We start from the raw sequence: 26,115 nt of genomic DNA, 5'->3' as shown, positions 1-26,115 counted from the left end.
TCCCCAGCTCAAGGACGAAACAGCTCCGGTGGGGCCAGGTCATAGCTAAACGCCTCGGCTTCAAAGTGGCCGCTCATGCCCACCACTTGCCATTCAGCGCTGCGATTTCCTTGGCGGAAGCGCAACCGCTGCGCCCGCAGGGGCACCACCTGGATGACCTCGGCTGGAAACGCCTGGTACTCCCCCAGGTACTGCCGGGGATCCGGCGGCAGGTCGGCACTGCTTTCGATTTGAATCCAAAACACCCGCCCCGCCTGGTTGCCGTAGGCCCGGATCTGCTCTTGGCCTTGGTACTGCTCCACGCCCCGTAGCCGCTGCCGCCCTACCTGCATAGACTTAGCCCACTCCGGCAAGGGATCCCCCAAACTAATGGACCAAGCCGGCCCGCCCAATCCCAGCCAACCCAACAGCAGCAGAACCCAAAGCCAGAGCCAGCAGCGTGGCCTTCTACGTGCAGGGACCCCCTCCTGGGCAAACATTGGTTTCCTCCACAATTCAACTCAAGGCCTTGATCTCAACGTAGGCGAAAGCCAATCCGACCGCGTTCAATATCGAAAGCAACGTCGGCGTTGAAAAACAGGGGCATGCCCAGCAGTTGCACCCTTTGGTTGCCGTTCACAAAGATCCGATCCCGGCTGGGCGTTACCGGAAAGCCCACCCGAATGCGGTAGTCAAATGCCCCCTCCAGGACGGCGCGCCATTCCGACCCGGGGGGCAGGGTTGAGGTGGGAAAGGGAGGGGATCCCAACAGGCGAACGTTGAGGAAGATGTCGGAGGCGCCGCTGTCAAATAGGGTGGGACTGAGGACATTTTGAATAGAGGTATTGCTGATGCTGTAGGCCACCTGCAGGGCTTCATCCCGCCAGATGGGCGTGCCATCGGGAAAGCTTCCCACCTGAGGCAGTTGCCGGAAATTGAAACCAGCGGTGTTGGCCTCCGTCAGGCCGAGGGTGAAAAGGCCTTGCACAGAGTCGAACCCACCTGTTTGGAGGATGTACCCAGAACCCAAATTGCCCGGCAGGCGAGGGAGGGGGCTAAACAAGTTGGCATCGGGGCTGCGCTCGTCTAGGGAGGTGCCAAGGATCCCAGTAAAGGGCCGCCCTGGTCCAAATAGGTTGTCGGAGCAGGTGGCCACCAGACCCTCCACACAGGTAATTTGGTCAATCAACTGAATCGTTACCGGCTCTTGACTTTGGATCCCGCCCAAGCCAAAGGGAGCGCGGGCCAGCACTCCGATAAATTGTGTGCCATCGGCAAAGGTTACTGTGGAAGGGATCCCTGTCCGCTCCAGGCCAAGGCGGCCTGCTGCTGACGATAAGATGCGCAGCCCTGCCGAGCCGGTGTCCAGTAACACCTCGGCCTCCCCCCCTGCCACTTCCACCCTCAAGCTCAGCAACTTAAAGCGGCTATTGCCCAGAGTGCGCACCGTCAGAGGGATTGACTGGCTGCCCGGCTCAGGCGGAGGCGGGAGCAATCCAGGAGGGGAGGTCCCAGAGCCCTTGGGGCTAGAACAGGCGATCCCCAGCAGCACCACCAGCGCCAGCACCAGCCCCCCCAGTCTGCGCCGGATTTCCCTCGCCCAGGCTTTCTTTTGGAGCCGCTCTCCTGTCTGCATCAGATCCCACTCCCCCAGCCACCAAACGCTTGGGCAGGGAAAACCCAACTGCGCCCAGTGCGCCTGCCCTGCCGATGGGGCTGCCGAGGCGCGCACGGCTATCCCAGCCAAGAACAGTCTAGCCAGGGCCGGCTAGCGGAGAAGGGGCAACAGCACCTAGCTTGGGCGGGATCCCCCCTTCTGCTAACGGGGCGGGTTCTCGCTCTGCGGGCTGGCCTCCGGCATTAGACAGCCGAGAGCATCACACCCTGCCGGCCCCTCTGCCATGAGGGCGAGGTTGCGGTCGTAGCGCGCCAGGGCCTCGTAAAAGTTGTCGGTTTTTCGTCTTTGCTTGACTTCAGCCATCAGCCGTTCATAGGTGGCTTTGTCAATTTTCTCAAAGGGCAAGCGGGGGAAGGGAGCGTCGAAGCGCGCCAACAGCGCTGCGCTAATGTACCCCTCGTCGTCGCGGATGGCCTCGTAAATGCGGGATCCCAGCGCCTCGATCTCGTCCTCCCGCAGCTCGATGGTGGCTGAGGTGTTGTGGGTAGTGTAGTACTTTTGCACCTGCATGTAGAAGTCAAACTGGGCCAGGGCAGAGAAGCGCTCAATCTCAATCTCCTCGGCGCCGGGCAAATTGGCCCACTCCACCTCCACCGGCAGCTCCACCAGCCACTCGGTACAGCGGGGATCAAAGGGATCGTTGAGCAGGTTGCCGTTTTCGTCCTTGTCCGCCTGGGCAGGCACTACCGAGTAGCCATAGTCCAGACAGGCGAGGGCCACGGGGTCGTTTTTGGCAAAGGTGATGCGGCGGATGTAGCGCTGGGCCTTGGGCGGGTGCCAGCCGGGCGAGGCGTTGGTGAGCAGGGACTTGGTGCCAGCAGGCTGAACAGTGGTGCAGCGGTTGGGACGGCGCAACCCGTGGCGGTCGCAGTAGTCCCAGACCACGCGGTGGACAACCTCCTTCCAAAAGCTGAGGTATTCCCGCTCCTGCTGCTTAAACTCCCGCCCCAGGGGCGTATCCGGCCTCCCCTCCTGCCACCAGCGCAGCCAGTCCACCCCAAAGGCTTTGACGCAAAAGTCAAACAGCCCCGTAAACGAGACGCCGACGATGGGATCCCACTCCCGCGAGCGCTGGAAGCGGGGCTCGACAAAGCGATGGTGCAACAGTGCCGCCGCCGTCAGGGCCCCGGCTGTGAAGGCCTCCTCTTGTTCCTGGCGGTTGTGGGGATCCAGCCGGTTGAGGTGGATCTCAGCCAGGTTGCAGTGGAAGTCGCATCCAATGATCTCGCCGCAAGGGTTTAACCCATACCGCCGCAGCCGGTGCTCCAGTTCAGCCTCGGGCAGGGTTGGCCAGTGGTGTTTTAGCCAGCGTCGAGCTTCCTCTGGGCCTTGGGAGGCATAGATGTTGAGGAAGGTCTGTTTCAATTCTGGAGTGGCGAGCAGGTCGGCATTGGCCCGCGCCACAGCTTCCCCCGCCCACTGGATGGCTCCCTCGCCGGAGTAAAACTGCTTGCGCACTGCCGCAATGCACTCTTCTCGCGTTGGCTTGCGGTGGAACACACGCGTGTGGTTGGCCATGCGCAGGGCATCCCGCTCCGGGTCAATTCTCCAGTTGCCCTGCTCGTCCTGCTGCCAGAGGTTGTCCTTGGCGCTGGATCCCAGCTCGTCGTCGGCGGCAAATTGGCGCATGCCCGCGCTGTTGTGGGTGAGATAGCCATTGCAGTAAAAGCAATGGGCCTCTTCGACTTCAATGTCGTAGGTTCGTACCCAGTCATGGCTGCCTAGGCCCTTAACTGTAACGGGGATATCCAAATCCAACCCCGACTCAGCCAAGTATCGTTCATAGTTGGCTTCGACCGACCGAGCTCCTTGGCAGCCCATGCCGTGCATCTCAGTGTAGCTGTATACTTCCCGCAGCAGGGAGCCCGGAATCGTAAAGCCATGCGTCTCCAGCCCTTGGGGCAACTTCCCTTTAGCTGAGTAGGGAGCCACCAAGGCGTTGTACCGAGCCTTGAATGCCGGTAGGGTAAGGCTGTATTGAACCTGCCAGTTCTCCTGCTGGGGGGGGAGGATTTGGAGTCGGCCTGCAATACCCAGACTGGAGAGAACAGCCCCCACTTGCAGGGCAAAGGAGCGGTGGACAGTTGTCAGCAATTGGGGGGGATGACTACGGGTTGACCCATCGCTGTCGATAAGGCCTGCCAGGTAAGCTGACCGTACCTCAACGGTGCCGCGCAGGATAAAGTCGGGAACTTGCAGGGGTTGCTTTGGTTTCTTAATGTGCCGCTCGAAATACTCCGCCAGCGGGATGCAGGAACACACAAACCTTGCCCTGTTCTCCCCTGGCCCATAGCTGCAGGTAGCTGTCAGCCCGAAGGCGGCTAGCGCCTGCTCCAGCTTAGCTTGGAGACGGGAAAGCAGCTCGGGATCCAGGGTATTGGCACTCCACTCTAGGTGACCGTAGGGCTTGCCGTGGAGATCGCGCCCCAGCGCAACATACCCACCCCCCTGGGTAAACCCAATGAGCCAGGCCACCTCTGTTGTCAGGGGCGGGATGTGCAGGGGCTTTGCGGTGGGGCTTTGGCTTGGACGAGGTGCCGTAAAGTCCTCAGGGAGATGGGTAATGGTGCCGGGGAGAACTTGGGTGTTGTGCAGCAGACGATCCCCTTCGACTAACTCGTGGGTACTTTTCCATGCGATATTCCCCCGAGCGTCTGCCAAAACCGCATGGCGGTGGTTCAAAGTTGAAAAGAAAGGAAGGGCATTGGTCTCTATTTCGTAAACTTCTTGGATCCCTTGGTCAAACTTGTTGACCACCCGACGAAACCCAAGGGGGGTCTGAACCCAATCGCCTACCTGCACATCCTTGATGGGCACCAGACCTTGTGAGGTGTGCACCAAGGCGTTTTCAGGTAAGCACCGCCGAATGTTCCCCGCCACAATCGTCACCGCCGCCTCGTCGATGAGCAGGCAGCACTCCACCGAGTTCAGTTGTCTGCCCACCGCTTTGTTGAGGATGGCGGCACAGCGCTCGTAGAGGCCGGGCAGCTTGATGGGGTTGGCCACCCCCCCAAACCCCTGTAGCCGCTCGCCGGCAGGGCGGACATCGCTCAAGTCCACCGTCACCTGAACCTCGCCGCCCAAGCTGGGATCCGCCGCCAGCTCCAGCAGCGCCTGGTAGGACTCCACCCAGCCCCGCCGGCTATCCCCCACCTGGATGTGCACGCGGGATCCCTGCCGCTGGATGCGGGTGTGCTCCTGCCGCTGCTCTCGGGGGGTGGCGCCGAGGGATCCCACCACCTGGACCTGTAGGCGGTTGAGGATGGGGGGCAACTGGCTGATGAACTGGGGCTCCAGCACCGCCCCTGTGCCACAGCCCATCATGGCCAGATCCATCATCAGGCCAAAGGAGGGCCAGTCGACCACGGTGAGGCTGGTGCAGTTGTAGGCGCCGGAGTAGTTTTCCGGCTTTTGGATCCACGCGGTGCCCATCACCCACAGGGCCCGACCCGAGATCAACGCCTTCAACTGCCGCTGCAGATGTTCCACCAGCTCCCGCTCCTGGGGAGTGAAGCGTCCTAGGCGGGCAATGTCGGCCAGGGTGCGATCGCAGACGTCGCTCCAAGTCTCGCGGCTGCCATCCGGGCGCCGCCGACTGTAGGTGCGGTAGAACACTGGAGCGGCCGTCGGAGCTGTTGCTGGGAACTCGCCCCCAGAACCCAGCGCTTGCCCTTGTAGCAAGGGCACCGCTTTGCTCTGTTCGCTTGAGCGGGACGAAATCGACACCATAGCCACACCCCTCCTGCAAAGCTGCCCGTGGAGTCCGACGAAACTGGCTTTTTGTTTTGATTTTCCTTGCCGGCCAGGGCCGTCCCAGAGGAGTTGCCCGACCCGCCGGCCATCCAAATGCCCAACTAGGCTACCACAATCATCAAGGGGCAGGGGGTGTCGTGGGCTCTGGCTATCTTCCCCAGCTCCCCCAAGTGGGGGCAGGCGGGGGATCCGTTACCAAGCCCTGGAAAGGGCTAGAGTGGAAAGGAAGGGATCCCCAACGGAAGGGTTGCCTGCTGTCTTAGAAACTGTGCCCCTTGGGCAAAAGCTGTGTAGGGAGTTGAGGGCTATGACCAGTCGCCTGCGCATTGGGAGTTTGTGGGGGATCCCCCTCTTCCTGGACTACACCTGGTTTCCAGCGGCTGTGTTGCTGGTGCTCTCCTATGGCCTGGTGACGGCGCTAGGGCTGTTTCTCTCCTTGCTGGCCCACGAGTTGGCCCACAGCTTGGTAGCCCGCGCCTATGGAGTCCGGGTGAGTTCCATCACGCTGTTTATCTTTGGCGGCATGGCGGCCATCGAACGGGAAGTTCCTCGCCCCCTGGGCGCTTTTTGGGTGGCCCTGGCAGGGCCCCTCCTCAGCTTGGGCTTGTTTGTCCTCTTTAGCGTGGCCGGAGCTTGGATGGGGCCAGGATCGCCGCTAGTCTCAACCCTCGCCAGCTTGGCTGCCATCAACCTAATGATTGCCCTGTTTAATCTGCTGCCAGGTTTGCCCCTAGATGGGGGGCAGATGCTCAAAGCGGCCATCTGGGCTTGGACAGGGGATCGGCAAAAGGGCATGCTCTGGGCAGCTCGCGCTGGCCAAGGAGTGGGCTGGGGCTTAGTAGGCCTAGGTCTGCTGGTGGTATTTTGGGGAAGCCTCAACGGCCTTTGGCTAGGCCTGATTGGCCTATTCATTTTAAACAGCGCCCGTCGCTATGAGCAGTATGCGCAACTGCAGCGCGTGTTGGCCCGCCTGAAGGCCGCAGACGTCATGAGCCGTCGGTTTCGCGTCCTGGATGCGGGCATGAGCCTGCGGGAGCTTGTCGATCGCTACCTGGTTCCCGCTTCCCTCCAGCCAGAGGCAGGAGGGGGAGTTCAGGAAGTGTACTTTGCCGAGGAGGACGGCCGCTACCGGGGCCTGGTGAGGCCGGAACTGCTCAACGACATCGAGCGCAGCCAGTGGGATCATCTCACCCTCAAGGCCATTCTTAAGCCAATGGAGCAACTGCAGGGGGTGCGAGAGGAGACCCCTGTCCTCCAGGTGATGCAGATGATGCGCCAGGCGGAACCCCGTCGCGTCTTGGTCTTCACCCCCAGCGGTGCCATTGCCGGCTTGATCGACCGCGGCGATGTGGTAGCGGTAGCGGCGCGGGAGCTGGGGGTGATCCTGCCCCAGGAGGTGGTGCAGCGGCTACGCGACAGCGAAGAATGGCCCCCGGGCTTCCAAGTGGAAGAAAGCCTAGCCGACGAAGGATCCCCTAGCTTTTCGTGGCCAGGAGCAACGGATACCCCTTCCAAAACCTAGAGAAATGACCCCTCCCTGGAGTATTCCAGGCGCGGACGGGGGGTTGTCTTGCTAAAATTAAGTTTGTTCTCTATCGATTAAGAATTTTGAGCCGCCTACCTCGTCTTCTGCCTGCTTACACCCATCGCTTAAACAGCGGGCTGCGCGTTATTCTTCACCCCGTTCCCATTGCCGACTCGGCTACGGTGGACGTCTGGGTACAGACAGGCGGGCGCAACGAGCCGCCGCAGTGGCTGGGCATCTCCCACTTTCTCGAGCACATGGTTTTTAAGGGCAGCGAGCGGCTGGCCCCCGGCGAGCTGGATCGCGCTATTGAAGGGCGGGGAGGCATCACCAACGCTGCTACTGGCCAGGATTACACCCACTACTACATGACAGTAGCTGCCGCCGATCTGCCGGAGACTTTGCCCTATCTGGCAGAGGCGGTGTTGCGGGCTGGGATCCCGCCCGAGGAGGTGGAACGGGAGCGCCAGGTGGTTTTGGAGGAAATTCGCCGCGCTGCTGACGACTTGGGATACATCACCTACCAGCTCCTCATGGAAACTGCCTACGGGGAGGAGCACCCCTATGGGCGACCAGTGCTGGGCACGCCGGCAAGCCTGATGGGGTTGACCCCAGAGCTGCTGCGCGCCTACCACCGCGGCTGGTACCGGCCCGAATACATGACAGTGGTGGTGACGGGAGGCATTGACCCTGAGCAGACGCTGGCACTGGTGGAAAAGGAGTTTGGCGGCCCCGCCAGTGGCCCTGCCTGGACAAGGCCCCCACTCCCGCCTCAGCCCCGCCCGCAGGGGATCCTGCGCCGCGAGAGCACCCATGCCCGCCTAGAGCAGGCCCGTCTAAAATTGGCCTGGCCCACAGTTAGCCTCGACGCCTGGGAAGAGGTTTGCGGCCTAGAGCTGCTGGCTGCCGTGCTGGGGGATGGGCGCACTTCGCGGCTGGTGCATCTGCTGCGGGAACAGCGGGGCTGGGTGAGGGCTATCGGCTGCTCTTCGCTGGTGCTGAAGGAGGGGGGGCTCTTTTGCATCAGCGCCCACCTGGAGGTAGAGGATTTGCCACGGGTGGAGGCAACCCTCCTGCACGAGATCGAGAAGTTGCAGCAGGATGGCATCGGCCAAGCGGAGCTGGAGCGCGCTCGGCGCATGCTTACCCACGAACTTCTCTTCTCCGCCGAGTCCCCCAGTCAACTGGCGAGCCTCTACGGCTACTACGAGACCCTGGTCGGGGTGGAGCGCCTCCAGGAGTACCTGGAGCTGTTGCAAGCGTTTACCCCAGCGCAAATCCGCGAGCTGGCTCAGCAGTACCTCTCTCCTGAGGCTTACGTGGTGGCTCTGCTCAAGCCGGCTGCATCTGACGCTGCCGCGGCTTCGGAGCTCCAACTGGCCTGCCGCTAGTGATCCTCAAGCTGTGATGCACCCCACCCTGCCCACCTCCCAGCGTGGCCGGCTGCAGCGCCTCCACCTGGCCAACGGTATCACGCTGCTGTTGGGCCAGAACCCGACGGTGGAGATCCTGGCCGCCCACTGTTTTTTTCGTGGCGGCAGCCGGGTAGAGCAACCGCAGCAGGCGGGCTTGAGCCACCTGCTGGCCGCTGTCCTCACCAAGGGCACTCGGCAGCGCAGCTCCCAAGCTATTGCCGCTTGGGTGGAATCGTTGGGAGCTTCCCTTTCTGTAGACAGCGCTGCTGATCATTTCGAGGTTGGCCTGCGCTGTGTATCGGAGGACTTTCCGGAGCTGTTGCAGTTGCTGGCGGAGATCCTCCGGGATCCCAGCTTTCCCGAGGCGGAGGTGGCGCGGGAGCGGGAGCTGATGCTGCAGGCCATTCGCGCCCAGCAGGAACGGCCCTTTAACCTGGCCTGGGATCAGGTGCGGCAGGCCCTCTATGGGGATCACCCCTACGCCCTGCCGGGGTTGGGACGACTGGAGACGGTGGGATCCCTGACCCGCGAGGATTTGCTAGCCTACCACAGCACCTACTGCCGCCCGGAGGGAATGGTGATGGCGGTAATTGGCCCAGAGCCGCCGGAGACGATGGCAGCCCAAGTGGAAGCTGTCCTGGGAGATTGGGTGAGCGCTGGCCCCCCTGCCCCCGATCCCAATCTGCCTCTGCCCTCCTTGGAGAAGCCGCAACTGCTAAAGCTCTCCCAACCCACCCAGCAGACAACGATTGTGCTTGGCTTTCGCGGATCCCCTGCCTCTTCTGCGGATTATCCCGCCCTGAAGCTACTGGCCACCTACCTGGGCAGCGGCCTGTCCAGCCGTCTTTTTGTCGAGCTGCGGGAGCGCGGCGGCTTGGCCTACGAGGTCTCCGCCTTCTTTGCCACCCGTCGGGATCCCGCCCCTTTTGTGGCTTACCTGGGCACGGCAGCGGAGAACACTCCCGTGGCGCTGGAGCGCTTGCAAGCAGAGATCCAGCGCCTCCATGACACACTCCTAAGCAGCGAGGAAGTGGGGATGGCCCAGCGCAAGCTTTTGGGCCAATATGCCCTTAGCAAACAGACCAACGCCCAAGTGGCGCAACTGGCCGGCTGGTACGAGATTTTGGGGTTGGGCATGGAGTTCGACCAGCAGTATTTGCAGAGCGTGAGGCAGCTTACCCCTGCCCATCTCCAGCAGGCTGCAAAAACCTACCTGGTCAACCCAGCTATTGCCCTGGTGGGGCCGGAAGAAGCTTTGGCAAAAGTTGAGCTGTAGGTGGGCGCCCCAAGACAGGCTGCTGCCCCGGGTGATCAACAAGGTAACCTTTGCCGCTGCCAGCCCCCAGCTTCCCCACCAGTCCCCTAGAGGTTGAGATCCCAGAGGGGGAAAAATCCCACCAGCAGTTCCACAATGACCAAAGCCGGCAGCAAGTTGGCCACCCGCAGGCGAGCCAGGCCCAGTAGGTTAATGCCAATACCCAGGATGAGGAGCCCCCCGGTCGCTTCCAAGGCGGCAAGCAGGTCTGGGCGCAACAGCGGCTGCAGTTGGTGGGCCAGCAGGGCCACGCCCCCCTGAACCAAGAGCACCGGCAGGGCGGAAAACAGCGTGCCCCAGCCCAGGCTGGCGGTAAAAGCTAGGGTGGCAATGCCATCCAAGGCAGCTTTGACCAAAAGCAGGGAGGGATCCCCCAAGCCATCCTCAATGGCGCCCAGCAGGGTCATGGGGCCGACCACAAACAGGAGGGTGGTGGTCACAAAGGCGCGAGCAATAGGGCTGGGGCCTAGCCAGCGACTGATCTGCTTTTCCAGGGCCTGTCCCAGCCGTTCAAAGGCAGCCTCGAGGTCGATCCCCTCCCCCAGCAAAGCCCCCCCGATCAGGGCCAGCAAAACCGTTACCGCTTGGGCAGCGCTGCTGAGGGTAAGGGCCATCTGGATCCCCAAGACCAACACCAGGGATCCCATAGCTTGTAGCAGGGTTTGGCTCATGCGCTCTGGCAAACGGCGGCCCAGCACCCAGCCAAGGCCACTGCCCACGAGGATGGCAAGGGCGTTGACGAGGGTGCCGGTGCCGGGGAGAGCCATAGGACGTTCTCGCTGGCCAGACTGGATTATAAGTCTCCCTATGGGTCTCTTCCAAGCCGGCGCGGCAGCCGCTGAGCAGACGGGCCGCTTCTGCTGCCGATCCTAGCTATACTGAGGACAGGCTCACAAAGGTGGGCTTTTGCCCCACTGCAATTCCAATGAGTTTTTGGAAAGGCCTGTTTGGCTCAGCAGGGACCGCTGCCACCAAAGCGTCAACACAAACGGCCACACCCCCTCCTCGCCAGGAGACAGTGGCGGTGGGAGGAGAAACCATTGTCTTTAGCCTGGATCCCAACCTGGATCTGTATGAGCTGGAGGAACTTTGCGATGCAGTAGGGTGGTCGCGTCGCCCTATCCACAAGGTTAGGAAAGCCCTGCAACATAGTTTTTTGGTGGTGTCGATGTGGCAGCAGCGGGGCAGCTACCGTCGCCTCATCGGCTTTGCCCGCGCCACCTCTGACCATGCCTTCAATGCCACCATCTGGGATGTGGTGGTGCATCCTGAGTTTCAGGGCCGAGGGCTGGGGAAGCGGCTGATGGAAAAGGTGATCCAGGAGCTGCGCGCCCAGGACATCAGCAACATCACCCTTTTCGCCGACCAGGGGGTGGTCAGCTTCTACGAGCGCCTGGGCTTTACACCTGACCCGGAGGGGATCAAGGGCATGTTTTGGTACCCGCGCTAGCCCATGGCTGCTCTGCCCACGGTGATCTTGCCCGGCTACTTGGCAGGTGCCTCAGAGTACGAGCCTTTGCGTCAGGAGCTGGAGGCCCGCGGCTATGCGGCCCGGGTGGTGCCCTTGCAGGTGTACAGTTGGTTTCCCACGCTGGGGGGAAGGCCCGTCACCCCCATCTTGCGGGCCCTCCAGGCCACTATCCAACGCACCCAGGCCGAGTTTGCAGTTGACCAGGTTAACTTGGTGGCCCACTCCGCTGGCGGCTGGATTGCCCGCATCTACCTGGGATCCGTGCCCTACGGGGGGCAGGTGTGGCAGGGGCGAGAGCACGTTGCCACTCTCATTAGCCTGGGATCCCCTCACACCAGCCGGGAACGCTGGACAAGGCGTAACCTGGACTTCGTTAACACCCACTACCCAGGGGCCTTCTGGCCGCAGGTCAAGTACGTCTGTGTGGCCGGCAAGGCCATTCAAGGGCGCCGCCTGGGCCTGGGATCCCTGTGGCGGCAGGAGCATTACCTGGCTTGGCTGGCCTACAACAGCTACCGGCTTACCGCCGGCCAGGGGGAGCTGTGGGGAGATGGCATCACCCCCCTCGAGGCTGCCCATCTGGCAGGGGCCATCAACCTCACCATTCCCGACTGTCACCACTCCGGTCGCGGCGGGCGGCGCTGGTACGGCTCGCCTGAGGTGGTGGACAGGTGGGCCCAGTACTTGGCTTAGGAGGGCTTAGCTGCCGGGCTCTTGGGGATCGGCGACGGAAGTCCCGGGCAGTGAGGCGGTGGATTGGCGGCGCTCCTGTTGGCGCCGGGCTGCTTTAACCATCTCCTCGACGATGGCCCGCGCCTGCTTCAGGCGATCCAAGCTGCTGCGGTAGAGCTCCAGATCTTTTTTGACTCGCTCCGGCGAGAAGGGCAAGTTGCTGATCACATCCTCCAGAAAGTGGCGGGTGCGCTCTTCCGGCTCCTTGTAGAGCGAGGTAGCCACCGCTTCGTAGGCAGTGTAGAGACCAACCGCCAGAACCCGGCTGTAGGCGTACGGGGACTGGGTCATACGCTGCAAAATGGCCTTCAGCCCGCCCACATCCTCCGCCTCTGGCTTGAGACAGAGCAGGTTGTATCGCTGGACAGGATCCCCGCTGCGCACCAGCTCCAGCAGGTCGCGGGCGTTCTTGCGCAACACCTCCGGCTTCAGGTGCAGCGCCTTGCAGAGGGCGTTGAAGATGGCCTCGCGCTGCTCTGGGGGGTGGTAGGCTTCCATCAGCCTGTCATAGAGGGTAACCAGACCTAGGGCAAAAAAGGGATCGTAGACGAAGGCGCTGTTGACGGTGGTCAGGTGCAGCTCCACCAGCAACTCCTCCACCACCCGCCGGTAGGCGGCGTTGATCGGGCGAGGGTAGGCGCTGAAAAAGGCCGCTTTGGTGGCGGAGAGGGTACGAACAGGATTCACAGCCAGAGAAAGAGAGACCTTGAGACAGACTTATTCCTTCTCCTATTGTCCCCTGCAGCGACTCCGAGGGCAAGCAAGGGCCCTGGTTCCGCTATGGTGGGATACGGATGGCGAACCCTGGCTAGGTCGAGCAAGTGGATCGAACAAGAAGATGGCAGCAACAGAGGGAACAGTGGTGGTGAAGATCGGCACCTCCAGCTTGACAGACATGCAGACGGGCTCGCTGCGCCTTTCTGTGCTGGGGCCGCTGGTGGAGGTGCTGACGCGGCTGCGCAGCCAGGGCTATGCGGTAATCCTGGTCTCCTCCGGAGCGGTGGGAGTGGGCTGTGCCCGCCTGGGCTTGCGCCAACGGCCAGCAGCGATTGCAGAAAAACAGGCGGTGGCGGCGGTGGGCCAGGGGCGGCTGATCCGCCTGTACGATGATCTCTTCTCTGCCCTCAACCAACCCATTGCTCAGGTGCTGCTTACCCGCGGCGACTTCGTGGAGCGCAGCCGCTACGTGAACGCCAATCGCACCTTTACCCAACTGCTGCAGATGGGAGTTATCCCCATTGTTAATGAAAACGATACAGTGGCGGTGGAGGAGCTGAAGTTTGGCGACAACGACTCCCTCTCAGCTTTGGTAGCCAGCATGGTACAGGCCAAGTGGCTAATCCTCCTCACCGACGTAGACAGGCTCTATTCAGCCGATCCCCACCGGGATCCCTCCGCCGAGCCCATCGAGCGGGTGGAGCACGGGATGCCTTTACGGGTCAAGGCGGAAGCCCAAGGCAAAAGTGGCTGGGGCACGGGCGGCATGGCCACCAAGCTTACTGCCGCTCAAATTGCCACCTCTGCTGGCGTGACGGTGGTAATCACCAACGGCAAGCGGCCCGACCAGATCCCGGCCATCTTGGCTGGCGAGCCCATTGGCACCCGCTTCGAGCCAGCTCCCCAGCCTGTTAGCGCCCGCAAGCGGTGGATTGCCTACGGCCTTATCCCCGAGGGATCCCTCACCCTGGACGAGGGGGCAGTGCGGGCAGTCTGTGAGCAAGGGCGATCCCTGCTGCCGGCAGGGATCGTAGAGGTTTCCGGCGACTTTGAGGCAGGAGCTGCCGTGCGCCTGTGTGATCCCAGCGGACGCGAGGTAGGCAGGGGCCTAGTCAACTACAGCGCCGAGGAACTGCGGCGCATCAAGGGCAAAAAAACTGCCGAGATCCCCTACATCTTGGGCTACGAAGGGGTGGATACCGCCGTCCATCGGGATAACCTAGCCCTGCTTGAGTGAGGGATCCCCCTTTCGGCAAGCCTCAATCCCCCGGCTTAACCACCCACTCGACCGGAGTTTTGCTGGGATCCGGCAATTTCAGCGAGAACAGCCCTGCCATCAAAATCAACAGGGTGGAAAACCAGAGGCAGCCCTCCAAACCGTAGAGCTGGAAGAGGATCCCGGAGGTTACCGTCCCCAGCAGGCGGCCACCGGAATTGGCCATGTAGTAAAAGCCCACGTTGAGGGCAACATCGTCATCTTCCGTGTAGGCCAACACCAGGTAGGAGTGCACCGCCGAGTTGAAGGCAAAGACAATCCCAAAGAGGATAAGGCCACCAGTAACTACCCATTCCGGCGGCAGGCCGGCCATAAAGGCGGTGGCAATGATTGCCGGCACTGCTGTCAAGGTAAATGTCCAGATTTGGATGGTTCGGGCCTTGGGAGCGCGACCCGGGCGACCTCCTCCCAGGAGTTGGGGTGCTAGGAACTGGATGATCCCATAGCCAATGACCCAGATGGCCATGTAGCTGCCCACCTGCATGAACGTCCAGCCCAGCTCGTCGTAGAGAAACACCGGCAGGGCCACCACAAACCACACATCCCGCGACCCGAACAGGAAAAAGCGGGCTGCTGAGAGGAGGTTAATCTCACGGCTTTTGGAAAACAGCCGCTTGAAGGGGATCTTCGCCTTAACCTTGCCCATATCCGCCGGCAGTAGCACCCCCGAAGAGAAGATCAAAGCCAGCGCCCCCGCCTGGACAAAATTGGCCATGCGGAAGCCCAGGGGATCCCCGTAGATCTCGGTGAAGATCTGCAGCAGGGCCGCCCCCACAAAGAACCCCGCTCCCTTGAGGGCGTTTTTGGATCCCGTCAGCATCGCCACCCAGCGGAAGAGGCGGGATTCGGCCTCCTTGGGCACCACCAGACGGATGGCGCTTTTGGAGCTCATCTTGGTGAGATCCTTGGCGATCCCGGCCAGGGCTTGGGCCGTCATCACGTAGGCCACCTGGCCCCAGACCGGCCACTGCAGGTTGATCACCCCCAGCATCACCAGGCCGAAGATCTGGATGGCAATGCCTCCGTAGAGGGTGAGCCGCAGGCCAAACAGGGATCCAATCCAGCCGCCCAGGAAGTTGGTGATCACCCCGAAGATCTCGTAGAAGAGGAACAACATGGCAATTTGAATGGGGGTGAAGCCCAACTTGTGGAAGTGGAGCAGCACCAACATGCGGATGGCGCCGTCAGTGATGGTAAATCCCCAGTAGGCGGCGGTTACTAGGGCATAGTTGCGCACTGCGGCAGCTTGGGCACTTGAGACAGAAGTCATGGGCAGGTCTCCAAGGGGGGGATGCTTCTATAAACTGAGAGCCACTTTGCGGGCCAATTCCGCCATGCGGTTGGCGTAGCCCCATTCGTTGTCGTACCAAGCCAGGATCTTCACCTGGGTGCCATCTACCACCATGGTCGAGGGCGCATCCACAATGCTGGAGCGGGGATCCCCCTTGAAATCCACCGAGACGAGGGGCAGCTCCTCATAGCCGAGGATGCCCTTGAGTTCCCCCTCGGCTGCAGTCTTCAAGAGGTGATTGACTTCTTCCACGGTGGTGGGCCGCCTCACTTCGAACACGGCGTCGGTCAAAGAGGCATTCAGCAGGGGCACGCGCACCGCAAGGCCGTTGAGCTTGCCGTTGAGCTCAGGATAGATGAGGCCAATGGCCTTAGCCGAGCCGGTGGTGGTGGGCACCAAAGACAGCAGAGCCGAGCGCGCCCGCCGCAGGTCTTTGTGGGGAGCATCCACCATACTTTGGGTGTTGGTGACGTCGTGGACGGTGGTGATGACCCCGTGCAGGATGCCGATCCCTTCGTGGATCACTTTGACCAAGGGAGCTAGGCAGTTGGTGGTGCAGGAGGCGGCAGTAAGCAGGTGGTGGCGAGCCGGATCGTAGAGGTGGTCGTTGATGCCCATGACGATGTTGAGGGCCTCTTCATCCTGGACAGGGGCAGCCACAATGACCTTGCGCACCCCCGCCTTGAAGTAGGCGTCCAGCTCTGCCGCCTTAACGAATTTGCCCGAGCACTCCAGCACCAGGTCAATCCCCAAATCGGCCCAGGGCACTTCGCCAGGAGATTTAAATTCACTGAAGGTAAGGGTTTTGTCTTGGATGCGCAGCCGTTGCTCAGAGGCCTCGATGTCGATGTTCCAGCGGCCCTGCACCGAGTCGAACTTGAGCAGGTGAGCCGCAGTGGCAGGCCCACCTTTAATCTCGTTGATGTGGGCAAACTCCAGCTCCGGCCAACCCCAAGCCGCCCGCAGCACCAAACGCCCAATGCGGCCAAAACCGTTGATACCTACCCGTGCCGCCATGTCGGTTTCTCCTGGACTCGTTAGGAGGGATCCCAACCTTGACAATCAGGCAAAATCCCGCCTCGAGCTTACCAGAGCTGTCTACTCATTTCAAGGTAAGTTGATGGGTGGCTGGCCGGCCTCTGCTGTCTTTAAGGTCGGCTGTGCCAGGAAGCTCAAGGGGATCCGCCGGGACAGCCGCAAGCGGCAGCAGGGCTTCTCCTGAAGCCGACTCGCATCCCAGATGCACACAGCAGAGTAGCCGGGTAGCCCTGTACTCAGCGCTCCGCGCCGCTGACGCGAGTAGGGCGGGGCGGAAAAGCCTTCGAGCAGCTTTAGCGGCTCACCAACGATGCGGGTCGTTACTCTAGTTTTGGCTCACCACTCAGCAACCATGGACTACGGCTGTCAACAGGTTCTGATTCAGGACAGGAAGCCAGTAGCCCTACTGGAGTACCTCTGCCAGCAGTCCAACAAGGTCTACAACTGCGCTCTGTACTATGCTCGCCAAGTCTCTTTCAAGACCAAGCGACTGGTAAGCTACGCCCAGCTCTGCAGAGAGAGGGTGAGAACCAAGAACAAGCCCTTTGCGGCGATGCATGTCTCCTCTGCACAGCAGACCTGCAAATCGGCAGCAGAAGCACTAACGAGCTTCAAGTCGCTTTTGCAAGCGCAGCCAGACGCAAAGCCCAGGTTGCCACAGTACCGTAAGGCTGGACTGTTTCCCGTAGCCTACCCCAAGCAATGGCCAAAGTTCCAAGAAGGGCAGGTTAGAGTGGGCAAGCAAGTCAAGGCGTGGTTTGGCCTAGACGCTTTCTGGGTGCAGTTCCCTACCCATTTGCAGTGGGAAGACATCAAGGAACTCAGAATTCTACCCCGACATGGGGTGTTCTACCTCGAGTGGGTGTATGCCAAATCTTCTCAGCCCCAACCCCTTGACCCAAGTGATCCGATGGCATAGATAGGCCGTGGGCTTGTGTTGAAGTTCCAGTTGGACTGGGATCTCAGGGCTCGCTCAGGGCCGGCGGGAGTTGTTGACATCCAAGGCCGGCCATTCCACCCGTTCCACCTGTGGCCGAAAGCCCAACCAAGGGCTGGCCAACTGGGCAAACCGCTCCGGATCCCCACTCACGTAGAAGCGGTGAGGTTCTGCCTGGGGCACAGTTGAGGGTCGGCGCAGGCCCCAGAGGCTGAGTTCGCGGGCCAGGGATCCCACCAGTGCCACGCCGGGATCCACCCGTCTGACCGAAGAGGGCAGCAAGGACTTCAGGAGAGGATCCAGCAGTGGGTAGTGGGTGCAGCCGTAGACAAGGGTGTCGATCCCCCGCTGCAGGAGCGGCTGCAAGTAGCGTTCGGCGGCTTGGCGCAGCTCGGGGCCGTCCGACTGGCCGGCTTCGATGAGGGGGACGAACTCCGGGCAGGCCTGCTCCCAGCACTGGACAGTCTGGGGAGAGCGCTTGGGATCCAGGGCGCTGTACTCTTGAATAGCCTTGGAGTAGGCGCGGCTTTTGACCGTGGCCGCCGTGGCAATGACCCCAATGCGGGATCCCTGGGCCAAGGCTGCCTGGGCGCCGGGCAGGATGAGGCCAAGGATGGGCAGGGCAAACTCCCGCTGCACTTGCTCCAAAGCCAGCGCCGAGCTGGTGTTGCAGGCCATCACCACCACTTTCACCGGCTGCGCCTGCATCCAGCGGAGGATCTGCCGCACAAAGGTCAAGATCTCCTCCGGGGAACGATCCCCGTAGGGCAGCCGGGCCGTGTCGGCAAAGTAGAGAAGGCGTTCCTGGGGCAAGCGACGGCGCAAGGCCCGCCAAACTGTCAACCCGCCCAAGCCACTGTCAAACACCCCAATTGGCCAACTGGGATCCGGATCTGAGCCCCACTCCCAACGCATGCTCCCTTCTCCTCAACACCTTGGCTGAAGCTGCTGTATCCTAGCCTGCCCTTTCTAGCGCTTGCGCAAGAAGGTCTCGATGCCATCGGCAATGGCCCGCGCCAAGATGGCCTGGTATTCGGGGGCAGCCAGTTTCCGCCCCTCAGTGGGGTTGGTAACATACCCCAGCTCCAGCAGCACTGAGGGCATGCCCACGGGCGTTTCCCGCACCACAAAAAAGCGGGCCCGCCTCACCCCCCGATCTGCAGCACCGGTGGCTTGCACCAGGCTGCGGTGCAGGATGGTGGCCAGCTCGGCGCTGTCGGGCCGCAGGTAATAGGTCTCGATGCCGTGAACACTGGAGCGCTCCAGAGCATTGGCGTGGATGCTCACCAGCAGAGTGGCGTTGGCCTGCACGGCCCTATCCACCCGCGGCTGCAGCAACACCTCGCGGTCATCGGTGCGCGTCATCACCACCGTATACCCCCGCTCCTGCAACAATTGCCGAACCTGGTGGGAAACGGAGAGCACAATGTCTTTTTCCTGGATCCCACCTACCCCGATGGCACCGGGATCCCGTCCGCCGTGTCCCGGATCGATGGCGATGACCGTCCGGCCCAGGGGGGGAGGAGGGGAAGCTTGGGCAGGCGCCGGCGGCTGAGGGGTGGGCGGCGGTGCGTTGAGAGGCCGCAGCTCCAGGGTGATGCGTCGGGATCCCTGGCCAGGGTTGGGCTCAAAGACATTGAACTCTTCGGCAGGTTGCACCAGAATGCTGACCGTGCGGGCATCTTCCTGCACAAAGCGGATCCGCTGCACCGGTCCCCCGACCGGCAAGCCGGGATCCGGCAAGGACTCGGGCAGGCGTGCCGGGGCCACGTTGATGCGGTAGCCACCGCTTTCGGGATCCCAGCCGGCCCGGTAGAACATGAACCCATCGGCGCTAATGATGAGCTGATTCCCCCGCAGCTCCACAGAGCGTAAGGTAGCCAGCGGCCCTTGGGCCTCGGTTGGGCTGACATCAGGCAGAAGGCTGGCCTGGGCAGCACCGCCAGCAGGCTGGATCCAGATTCCTCCCTGCTGCGGGTCGTAGCGGGCCTCCCAATCCCCACTGGAAGGATCCACATCCAACACCACGCGGGCAATGGTGGGCTCGAATTGCCCCACCCGCAGCCGCAAAACCCCCAGGCGGTTGACAGTATAGATCCGCTGGGTGAGGGCAGGGCTAAGGGTGGTGTTGAGAAAATCCACCACCACCCGATCCGGATCCAGGATGCGCCGCACCGTGGTGGAAGGGCTGCCCTGGGTGCGGATGAAGAAGCCTTCCGCCTGAGGGGAGATGGCCAAGATCTGATGGCCGGAACGGGCAGGTGGGGGAGGTAGCCCGGCATCGGGGCGGCGGGGCAGCGGTGGGGACGGTGAGATGGGATCCCTGGGGCCAGGCACCGAGGGAAAAAGCGGTGCGGTGGGCGAGGGTTGGCCAGCCTGAAGGAATTGGACAGCCCAGCGGGAGGGGCTGGCAGTGAGCAGTTGCAGTTGGTCGAGGCTAAGGGGCTGATCCGGCTGCAGGTGCAGCACAAAGCGAGTGATGGTTGGGGTGAGCTGCCTGATCTCCAACGAAGTAACCCGTCCTGGAAAGGTCTGGGTTTGGGGCTCCCGTCCAAAAAGGGTGTTGGGAAAATCCAGCACTACCCTAGGAGGGTTTTGCAGCACAAACACAAAAGGCCGCACCTCTCCCTCGGTGTTGACCTCTAGCCACCCCCGCTGTGGGTCGTAGTGCCAACGGTCAATGCGAGACAGACCAGGAACAGGGGTTGGCTGCGCTTGAACAGGCAAGGGGGAAAACAAACCTGCCCCGGCTAAAGCCAGTAGCAGCGTCGCTCCCCACAGGGCGCTCTGCCTAGACGGTTTGGGATCCCGTCTTCTCCCCAGCTTGCCCAATTCCCGCATGATCCTCCATCCACTCCAGCACACCTGCTGCCCTCAACTATACCAACCTCCCCCAGCAGCGACCCGAGAAGGAGCGCAATTTCGCCGGTGCTTGCCAGGCTGGGGATAATGGGTAAGGATCCTCGTCCTGCCGCCGCCTTGCTCTGGGAAGTAACTGGCAATGCCCGCCTTCCCCGATCCCCTCGCCCTGGCCCGCGCTGGGAACGGCCAAGCAATTGTGCGAGTTGTTCGGCTGGAGCTGCTGCGACGGGGCTGGCCTGCGCAAGTACATTTTGCTGACAACACCCTGCACATCCACCTGCTGGGATCCCTGCCCCAAGGCCTCTCGCCGCCAGGGGTTGCGGCTCAACTGTTTTTAATGGTGAAGCAACTGCGGATTCCACGCCTCGAGCAATTGGAAATCCGCGCTTTCCGCGGCTCCCAGTTGCTTTGGCAGCGCAGCCTGCGCCTAGGATCCCAGTCGCGTTGGGATCGCTTTTCTTTTGATAGCTGGACAGTCAACCTCTGGGCCTATCCGGCTGCAGTGGTGGTGGCCCTGCTGGTAAACAACATTGCGCTATTGCAGGTGCTACATCTCCCTTGGCACATTTGGATTCACGAGCTGGGCCATGCCACAATTGCCTGGTGGAGTGGGCATCGCGCTTTGCCCTTACCGTTTGGCTGGACCAGCATCAGTTCCCAAAGGGATCCCTTTGTGTACTTTGGGATCCTCTTTTTATTGGCTTTGCTCTTCAAGTCGGCTCGCGAGGAGCGGATCCGATGGCTGCAGCCATTGGCTATTGTTCTTGCTCTGCTGCAGTTTTATATGACCTGGCTCATGCCCAATCGCACCAAAGAAATGCTCATTACCTTTGGCGGTGTAGGCGGTGAGTTTTACATCAGCACCTTCTTAATAGCCTGCTTTTATCTTCGCTTGCCAGACCGCTGGCGGTGGGACTTTTGGCGATTCGTCGTTCTGGGAGTTGCAGCCAGCAGCCTCTGGAGAAGCTTTTGGCAATGGCATAGAATTCAAAAAGGGCTAGCTTCAATTCCGTGGGGAACTCTGCTGGGTGGCCAAGGGGATGCTGGTGGGGATATGAACCGCTTGGTTGATGATTTTGGCTGGAGTGCCGACCAAATTATCCAGACCTACAAATGGTTAGGGAACTTGTGCGTTTTGTTGATATTGTGCTTGTATGTCATATTTTTATTGCAAATGAACGATGAGATTTGGCTAAACCTACAAGCAAGGCTCATCCTCTGGGCTGATGCTCTTTTTAGGCGAAGCAAACGCCACTGAGGTAAGGCGGAGCAGGCCCCTACCGGCAGCTTCGCGTTCTAGGTTAGAATCTCAGACAATTAAGATGGCTGGGGAGGACACCAGAAAAGATTGCGGCTGGAAACTCCCAGAGAATGGAGGATCTCCCTCATGATCCCTGTGCAGTACTGCCAATGCTCGGGATCCGCACACATGCGGTCGGGGTTGAACTCCATATCGCAGTGGATGACATTGGGGATCCCGGCAAACTCATCCGAAGACTGGGGGGAAATGATGAGGAGCAGAAAGGGTTTGCCCTTGCGCTTGGCCGACAATTTATCCATCAAGTCGATCACTGCGCCCCGCTGACAGCCGCCTGTGCGCACAAACAAGATCTGGTCTGCCTTTTCCAAAACATGTAGAAAACGCTTGGCACGGGCTGTGTAGCGGGTTCGCATCCGCTCGTAGATGGGGCTCATGTCCCACAAGGGATCTTCCCCTTCTTCCAGCTCATGGCCAAAAGATAGGCTTGTCCACTTGCTGTGATAAATGCGGCGATCTGCAGGGCTGTAGCGCAAGTATTGGGGATCCCACATGCCCTGAAAATCGTGGTGGATCATATCGGCCACATCCGCTAGGTTGCTGGTGCGGGTCAAATCAAAAGGAAATGCAGGCCCGTCGTATTCCAGCTTGTAGAGCAGCATTCGCACTGCACAGCGATCCCCCAGGGGAACAACAGCAACGCGATGAATATCAGATAAGGCGCATGTGTATTCCAATAGCATGACCGAGTTGGGAGCGGCCTTGACCCGGCTTTCCAACCCCCCTTCTCCAATCATCAACGTGCGGAAAGGAGCATCGCGATAGAGGGGATCCTCATAAACCCCTGATGGCAAAGCTTTGAGGGCAGCCCGCACTTCCTTCCACATGGGGTGGATGTTGTACTCGTGATTGCTCCGATTGATCACGCACAGGCGAGGCCTGGGATCAGAAGAGCCTTTTGAAGATCCACTGAGCTTGAGAAGGGTCAACGATCCATCCTCGAAGATCGTTTCTACTGCTTCTGCGGAAAAGAACTGAGCTATTGGGGAGAAGATGAGGTCGGCATCTGCAGGAATGGAGAGGGTGGTTTGAACCGAACTGTCCTCTTGTATGGAAAGTAAATGTAGGGTCTTGTCTCCTATCCTTGCATCGCTTCTGCCAATATACAGTCCCGGCTGCAGGCGTGATTTTTGGAAAGCAGTCTGCAAAGATTGCCAAGTTGGCGCAAGGGTATAAGGGTAGGGGGTTATATTCACGATGCGAAATTGATCTCTGCCTATTTCTGCAGCTACCCAAAAGCCATTGCCGTCTTCAAAAATGATTCGTTCTGCAGTGGATTGAGCCAGCTTTCCACGAGCCGACAGAACTTGGCCGGGCTCCAAGAGCGAGAGATCGATGGCCTCAAACATAACCCGATGCCCCCTGGAATTGGGGTGAGCGGGGTCAAAAGCAAGGTCTGGTTTCCAGCGGCCCTGACCATCGTCTAGGATGGGCAGCCAATTGAACACAGGGCATCCCCAACCGAGCATCTTTTGCTGAGTTTCCTGCAGAAGCAGATGCTGTTCTGGACCATAGTCGCCGTGAGGATAGACCCCTGCCAAGATGGGCAAAGCGCCTATATTTTGAATCTTCTCAATCAGGCGTCGCAGGCCGTTTTCAAACCGCCTTTGGACGGCACGTCGATGCTCCGGCAGAGCCGTGGCCAAGCCCTCATTTCCCAACGACAAGGCCACAATTACCACGTCCGGTTGTTCGGGAACGACAACTTGATCAAACCGTGCCAGCGTTCGGCTGACCGTAGCCCCCAATTCCGAGAGATTACGCACCCGATGGCCGTAGCGCTCCCGCAAGGCTTTCTGCAACAGCCAGGCCCAACCTCGCAATAGCCAGGCGCTGCACCCCAGGGCAACGGAGCTACCCAAAACAACTATCTTCAGTCCCGGCAAATCTTCAGGCTCAGGCTCAAGAATAGGGGTGGCAAAATAGCCGTAAGGACAGGAAGGGATCCGGCCAAACTCGCCATCTTCCACGATCAAAACTGATGGCAAAGGCTGAGGCTCAAGCGGCACCCAGCGATTCCTATCGGCAGCTTCCCAAATAACTTCGCCATCGGCCTGAACGCGCAGATATCGGTACTCCACTCGAGGGGTCTCTTGAGGCCACTCCCCGGAGGATAGGGGGCCAGAAGTGCCATCTGCCGGGCCTAATGGCAACTCCACCCACCAGAGCGGATAACAAGCGGGATCCGTCTGCAGCCAAACACAGCGGCTCGGATCCCACGCACCCAAGCGAGGGCTGGATCCCACCAGGGCAATTCGATCACCGGGCTGAGTGGTGGCGCGAACTTGGAAACGATACATTTTTTTGGAAGTTTTTGGAGGAGGGGGAGAGGAACTTCTCCGGACTTGCCGGTAAACAGACATACTCAAGCAGTCGGCTTACTACCCTGCCGGCAACTTGCAAGAGAAAGCAGAGGCTGGGATCCAGTTCCGCCTCATCTATCTTAGTCCTGACTTTGCTTTTAAAGAGAAATTCTGAAATCCGGAAACAGAAAATGACGGAAAGTCAGAAAAGGAGCCTCAGCTCAAAAGTAAGGCTATTAAGCCAGGATGTTTGCAGTAAAGAGTAGACTGAACTTTAGCCTGAATTTAACATACTGTCCAAGAATTGTCTGTTTTCTAGAGCACCTTTAGACAGTTTCTGGAGTGCAAGTTTCCAATCGTCGCTGGGGCAAAATCACCTCAAAGGTGGATCCCTGCCCCACCTTGCTCTCAACCCGCACCTGTCCCCGGTGCTGCTCGGTAATGCTTTTGACAATGGCCAGCCCCAAACCTGAGCCCGACCGCCGATTGGGATCCCCGCTGCGGGCCGGATCCACCCGGTAGAAACGGTCGAACAGGTGGGGCAGTGCCTGGGGTGGGATCCCCGGCCCGGTATCTTGCACCTGCAGCACCAGTTCTGGGGATCCGGAGCGCAGCCGCTGTTTTAGCCGCACCTGCACCTCGCCGCCGGGGGGGGTGTGGAGAAGGGCGTTTTCGATTAGGTTGGTGAACAGGCGGGCCAGTTGCTCTTCATCTCCCCAAAAGGCAAAGGGATCCCCTCCCGTCTCCTCTGGGGGGGCGGCCATATCCAGCTTTAGACGGATCCCTTTCTGGTTGGCCAAGCCCTGCAACTCTTCCACCACCTGCAGCAGCAGAGCATCCAGGGCACAGCAGCGGGGCTGGAAAGGCACCATGCCGCTGTCGTGGCGGGCCAGAAACAGCAGGTCGTCCACCAGCCGGCCCAGCCGCAGGCACAGCCGCTCCACCATCTGCCAGCGCTGGCGGGTGTCGGCATCCAATTGGGAGTCTGCCAAAGCCACCTGTACCGTGGTCTGGATGCTGGCCAAGGGGCTGCGCAGCTCGTGGGAGGCATCGGCGGTAAATTGCTTGAGCTGCTGGTAAGACTGGCGGATGGGCTGCATGGCCAAACCGGAGAGCAGCCAGCCGATTCCTCCTACACAGGCCAAACTGGCCGCTACCCAGAGGCTGAGATCCCGAATGAGCTGGCGTGTCGGCTTGCTCACCTCAAACCAGGGGTGGCTGACCCGCAAATACCCCAGCAGCTTCCCACTGGCCAGGATCGGCTCGGTGAACTGGCGCAGCCAATACCCAGGTGCGATGCGGGCGGTGTGCAGGGATCCCTCCGTCAGCAGGGGGGCAGGGATGCCGCCGGGCACGGTGGACCAGATGAGGGATCCCTGGGGATCAAACCACTCCAGGTCGATGTGGTCGTCTGCTAGGGTGCTGGGATCATCCCGAAAGCTGGCTTCCAAGCTGTGGCGGGCCTGCTGCGGGTCCAAGAGGCTCTCGTCCACCACCAGGGAGCGCTCGACAATTTCCACCACATGGCCCAGCGTGTCGTCCACCCGCTCAATCAGGGTTGACTGCACATACCAGTAGAAGCTGCCGGCAAACAGCAACAAAAACACCCCCGTTACCACCGTGTACCAGAGGGCCAGCCACCGCCGCGTTGCCTGGAACATGGGGTTGCATGGGAAGGGGAGAGGTTAGCTGTGGACACGAGGCTCGGGGTGAAGGGTGGAGAGGATCTCGGCTTCCACCTGCAGCAAAGCGTCCAGCCGCTCCTGCACCGGCTCGGCGGGGAACTGTTCTAGCGCCAGATCCAAATACAACTGCCAGTGCCGCTCTTCAGCCGCCGCCAGCCAGAGGTAAAACTGCCGCAGCTCCGGGTCGGGGACGTGGATCCCCAGCAGGCCTAGGCGTTCGTGGCTGCGGGCCTCGATGATGGCGGCCACTAGCAGTGCATCCAAGAGATGCTCCGGCTCGGAGCGGCGTAGGTGCTGGTTGAGGCGGCTGGCATAGGGAGCAGCCGAGAGGGGCCTGATCGGGATCCCCAGCCGTTGCAGGTGCCGGTGAACCCGCTCAAAGTGCTGCAGCTCCTCCCGCGCCAGTGGTGAAAGGGCTTCCACCAGCCGCCCGTTGGCCGGGTAGCGAAACAGCAAACTGAGGGCATTGCCCGCTGCTTTCTTCTCGCAGTTGGCGTGATCTAGCAAGATCAGGTCGAGGTGGCGAATGGCCTGCTCGATCCAGGCCGCGGAAGTTGGCGAGGCCAGTTGTAGCGTCGGCACAGGGTCAGAAGAGGTTGCAGGGATCAACAGCTTCCAAGTTGACCCATCCCGCCCGCTGCGGGAGCAGGGAACGGAACTGGGTCAATCGGATCTTAGCCTTGCCAGCGTACCCCTTTCTGCTAACTCCTAGATCCCGTCTGATGCTCTGGCAGCAGTTGTCCTTATCCCCGGCCCCTCTCCCTGAGGGAGTCAGCCCAAGCGCTCCGCGCCGCTCACGCGACCACCCCCAGCCCCTCTC

General features: G+C 60.9%; 20 protein-coding genes. 8 read left to right on the top strand and 12 right to left on the bottom strand.

Translation table 11 applies throughout. From position 1 onward, the window contains the following. Window positions 1-8 precede the first annotated feature (8 nt). The 3 genes from NW852_RS12175 to nrdJ form a co-directional block, all read right to left on the bottom strand. The gene (locus NW852_RS12175; RefSeq protein ID WP_414372300.1) at window positions 9-407 is read right to left on the bottom strand and encodes a hypothetical protein; all 399 of its coding nucleotides are present in this window, start codon (window positions 405-407) and stop codon (window positions 9-11) included. A 107-nt stretch (window positions 408-514) separates the two neighbouring features. Further along, window positions 515-1,711 (bottom strand): hypothetical protein, encoded by a 1,197-nt coding sequence (locus tag NW852_RS12170; protein ID WP_414372302.1) that lies wholly within the window; start codon window positions 1,709-1,711, stop codon window positions 515-517. An 87-nt stretch (window positions 1,712-1,798) separates the two neighbouring features. After that, a complete protein-coding gene (gene nrdJ, locus NW852_RS12165; protein WP_414426781.1) occupies window positions 1,799-5,386 on the bottom strand; it encodes a ribonucleoside-triphosphate reductase, adenosylcobalamin-dependent in 3,588 nt (1,195 codons plus the stop codon). A gap of 331 nt (window positions 5,387-5,717) precedes the next feature. On the opposite strand from nrdJ, the gene NW852_RS12160 reads away from it, so the two are divergent. The 3 genes from NW852_RS12160 (at window position 5,718) to NW852_RS12150 (ending at window position 9,626) form a co-directional block, all read left to right on the top strand. After that, window positions 5,718-6,932, top strand: a complete 1,215-nt coding sequence (locus NW852_RS12160; protein ID WP_414372306.1) for a site-2 protease family protein — start codon at window positions 5,718-5,720, stop codon at window positions 6,930-6,932. Window positions 6,933-7,018: 86 nt separating this feature from the next. Continuing rightward, window positions 7,019-8,326: a M16 family metallopeptidase gene (locus NW852_RS12155; protein WP_414426780.1), complete on the top strand. Its 1,308-nt coding sequence runs from the start codon at window positions 7,019-7,021 to the stop codon at window positions 8,324-8,326. 16 nt (window positions 8,327-8,342) lie between these two features. Continuing rightward, window positions 8,343-9,626: a M16 family metallopeptidase gene (locus NW852_RS12150; RefSeq protein ID WP_414426787.1), complete on the top strand. Its 1,284-nt coding sequence runs from the start codon at window positions 8,343-8,345 to the stop codon at window positions 9,624-9,626. Between the two features lie 86 nt (window positions 9,627-9,712). On the opposite strand, the gene NW852_RS12145 is transcribed toward NW852_RS12150, so the two are convergent. Further along, entirely contained in the window at window positions 9,713-10,432 is a 720-nt protein-coding gene (locus NW852_RS12145) for a DUF554 domain-containing protein (RefSeq protein WP_414372310.1), read from the bottom strand. A gap of 158 nt (window positions 10,433-10,590) precedes the next feature. Here NW852_RS12145 and NW852_RS12140 point away from each other — a divergent pair, with 158 nt between their 5' ends. Together NW852_RS12140 and NW852_RS12135 are read left to right on the top strand one after the other, a co-directional pair. Then, complete coding sequence (locus tag NW852_RS12140; RefSeq protein WP_414364013.1) at window positions 10,591-11,115, top strand: GNAT family N-acetyltransferase; 525 nt, start codon at window positions 10,591-10,593, stop codon at window positions 11,113-11,115. Window positions 11,116-11,118: 3 nt separating this feature from the next. Beyond that, window positions 11,119-11,829, top strand: a complete 711-nt coding sequence (locus NW852_RS12135) for an esterase/lipase family protein (protein WP_414363992.1) — start codon at window positions 11,119-11,121, stop codon at window positions 11,827-11,829. A gap of 6 nt (window positions 11,830-11,835) precedes the next feature. On the opposite strand, the gene psb29 is transcribed toward NW852_RS12135, so the two are convergent. Then, window positions 11,836-12,555: a photosystem II biogenesis protein Psp29 gene (psb29, locus tag NW852_RS12130; protein ID WP_414363993.1), complete on the bottom strand. Its 720-nt coding sequence runs from the start codon at window positions 12,553-12,555 to the stop codon at window positions 11,836-11,838. A gap of 151 nt (window positions 12,556-12,706) precedes the next feature. Here psb29 and proB point away from each other — a divergent pair, with 151 nt between their 5' ends. After that, window positions 12,707-13,822, top strand: coding sequence for a glutamate 5-kinase (gene proB, locus NW852_RS12125; RefSeq protein ID WP_414372314.1), 1,116 nt, complete (start codon window positions 12,707-12,709; stop codon window positions 13,820-13,822). A 22-nt stretch (window positions 13,823-13,844) separates the two neighbouring features. On the opposite strand, the gene arsJ is transcribed toward proB, so the two are convergent. Beyond that, window positions 13,845-15,131, bottom strand: coding sequence for an organoarsenical effux MFS transporter ArsJ (gene arsJ, locus NW852_RS12120; RefSeq protein WP_414372316.1), 1,287 nt, complete (start codon window positions 15,129-15,131; stop codon window positions 13,845-13,847). 27 nt (window positions 15,132-15,158) lie between these two features. After that, a complete protein-coding gene (locus tag NW852_RS12115; RefSeq protein ID WP_414363996.1) occupies window positions 15,159-16,169 on the bottom strand; it encodes an ArsJ-associated glyceraldehyde-3-phosphate dehydrogenase in 1,011 nt (336 codons plus the stop codon). Window positions 16,170-16,542: 373 nt separating this feature from the next. On the opposite strand from NW852_RS12115, the gene NW852_RS12110 reads away from it, so the two are divergent. Then, window positions 16,543-17,109: a hypothetical protein gene (locus tag NW852_RS12110; protein WP_414426779.1), complete on the top strand. Its 567-nt coding sequence runs from the start codon at window positions 16,543-16,545 to the stop codon at window positions 17,107-17,109. A gap of 54 nt (window positions 17,110-17,163) precedes the next feature. Here NW852_RS12110 and murI read toward each other — a convergent pair whose 3' ends face one another. Both murI and NW852_RS12100 read right to left on the bottom strand, forming a co-directional pair. After that, window positions 17,164-18,042, bottom strand: a complete 879-nt coding sequence (gene murI, locus NW852_RS12105) for a glutamate racemase (protein ID WP_414377734.1) — start codon at window positions 18,040-18,042, stop codon at window positions 17,164-17,166. Window positions 18,043-18,096: 54 nt separating this feature from the next. Next, window positions 18,097-19,968 (bottom strand): N-acetylmuramoyl-L-alanine amidase, encoded by a 1,872-nt coding sequence (locus NW852_RS12100; protein ID WP_414372319.1) that lies wholly within the window; start codon window positions 19,966-19,968, stop codon window positions 18,097-18,099. A 160-nt stretch (window positions 19,969-20,128) separates the two neighbouring features. Here NW852_RS12100 and NW852_RS12095 point away from each other — a divergent pair, with 160 nt between their 5' ends. Then, window positions 20,129-21,247 carry a hypothetical protein gene (locus NW852_RS12095; RefSeq protein WP_414426778.1) on the top strand — a complete coding sequence of 373 codons (1,119 nt, stop codon included), beginning with the start codon at window positions 20,129-20,131 and terminating at the stop codon, window positions 21,245-21,247. A 59-nt stretch (window positions 21,248-21,306) separates the two neighbouring features. On the opposite strand, the gene NW852_RS12090 is transcribed toward NW852_RS12095, so the two are convergent. From NW852_RS12090 to NW852_RS12080, 3 genes are all read right to left on the bottom strand, one after another. Then, the gene (locus tag NW852_RS12090) at window positions 21,307-23,607 is read right to left on the bottom strand and encodes a DUF1796 family putative cysteine peptidase (RefSeq protein WP_414426777.1); all 2,301 of its coding nucleotides are present in this window, start codon (window positions 23,605-23,607) and stop codon (window positions 21,307-21,309) included. A 329-nt stretch (window positions 23,608-23,936) separates the two neighbouring features. Beyond that, window positions 23,937-25,271: a sensor histidine kinase gene (locus NW852_RS12085; protein WP_414372325.1), complete on the bottom strand. Its 1,335-nt coding sequence runs from the start codon at window positions 25,269-25,271 to the stop codon at window positions 23,937-23,939. Between the two features lie 24 nt (window positions 25,272-25,295). After that, a complete protein-coding gene (locus tag NW852_RS12080; protein ID WP_414338312.1) occupies window positions 25,296-25,877 on the bottom strand; it encodes a tRNA-(ms[2]io[6]A)-hydroxylase in 582 nt (193 codons plus the stop codon). Window positions 25,878-26,115: the final 238 nt, after the last annotated feature.

Origin of the sequence: Synechococcus sp. H60.1 (genome assembly GCF_047462335.1) — a bacterium.
Classification (GTDB): Bacteria; Cyanobacteriota; Cyanobacteriia; order Thermostichales; family Thermostichaceae; genus Thermostichus.
Note: the sequence above shows the minus strand (reverse complement) of the source record. Positions and strands in the feature narration are given on the sequence as shown.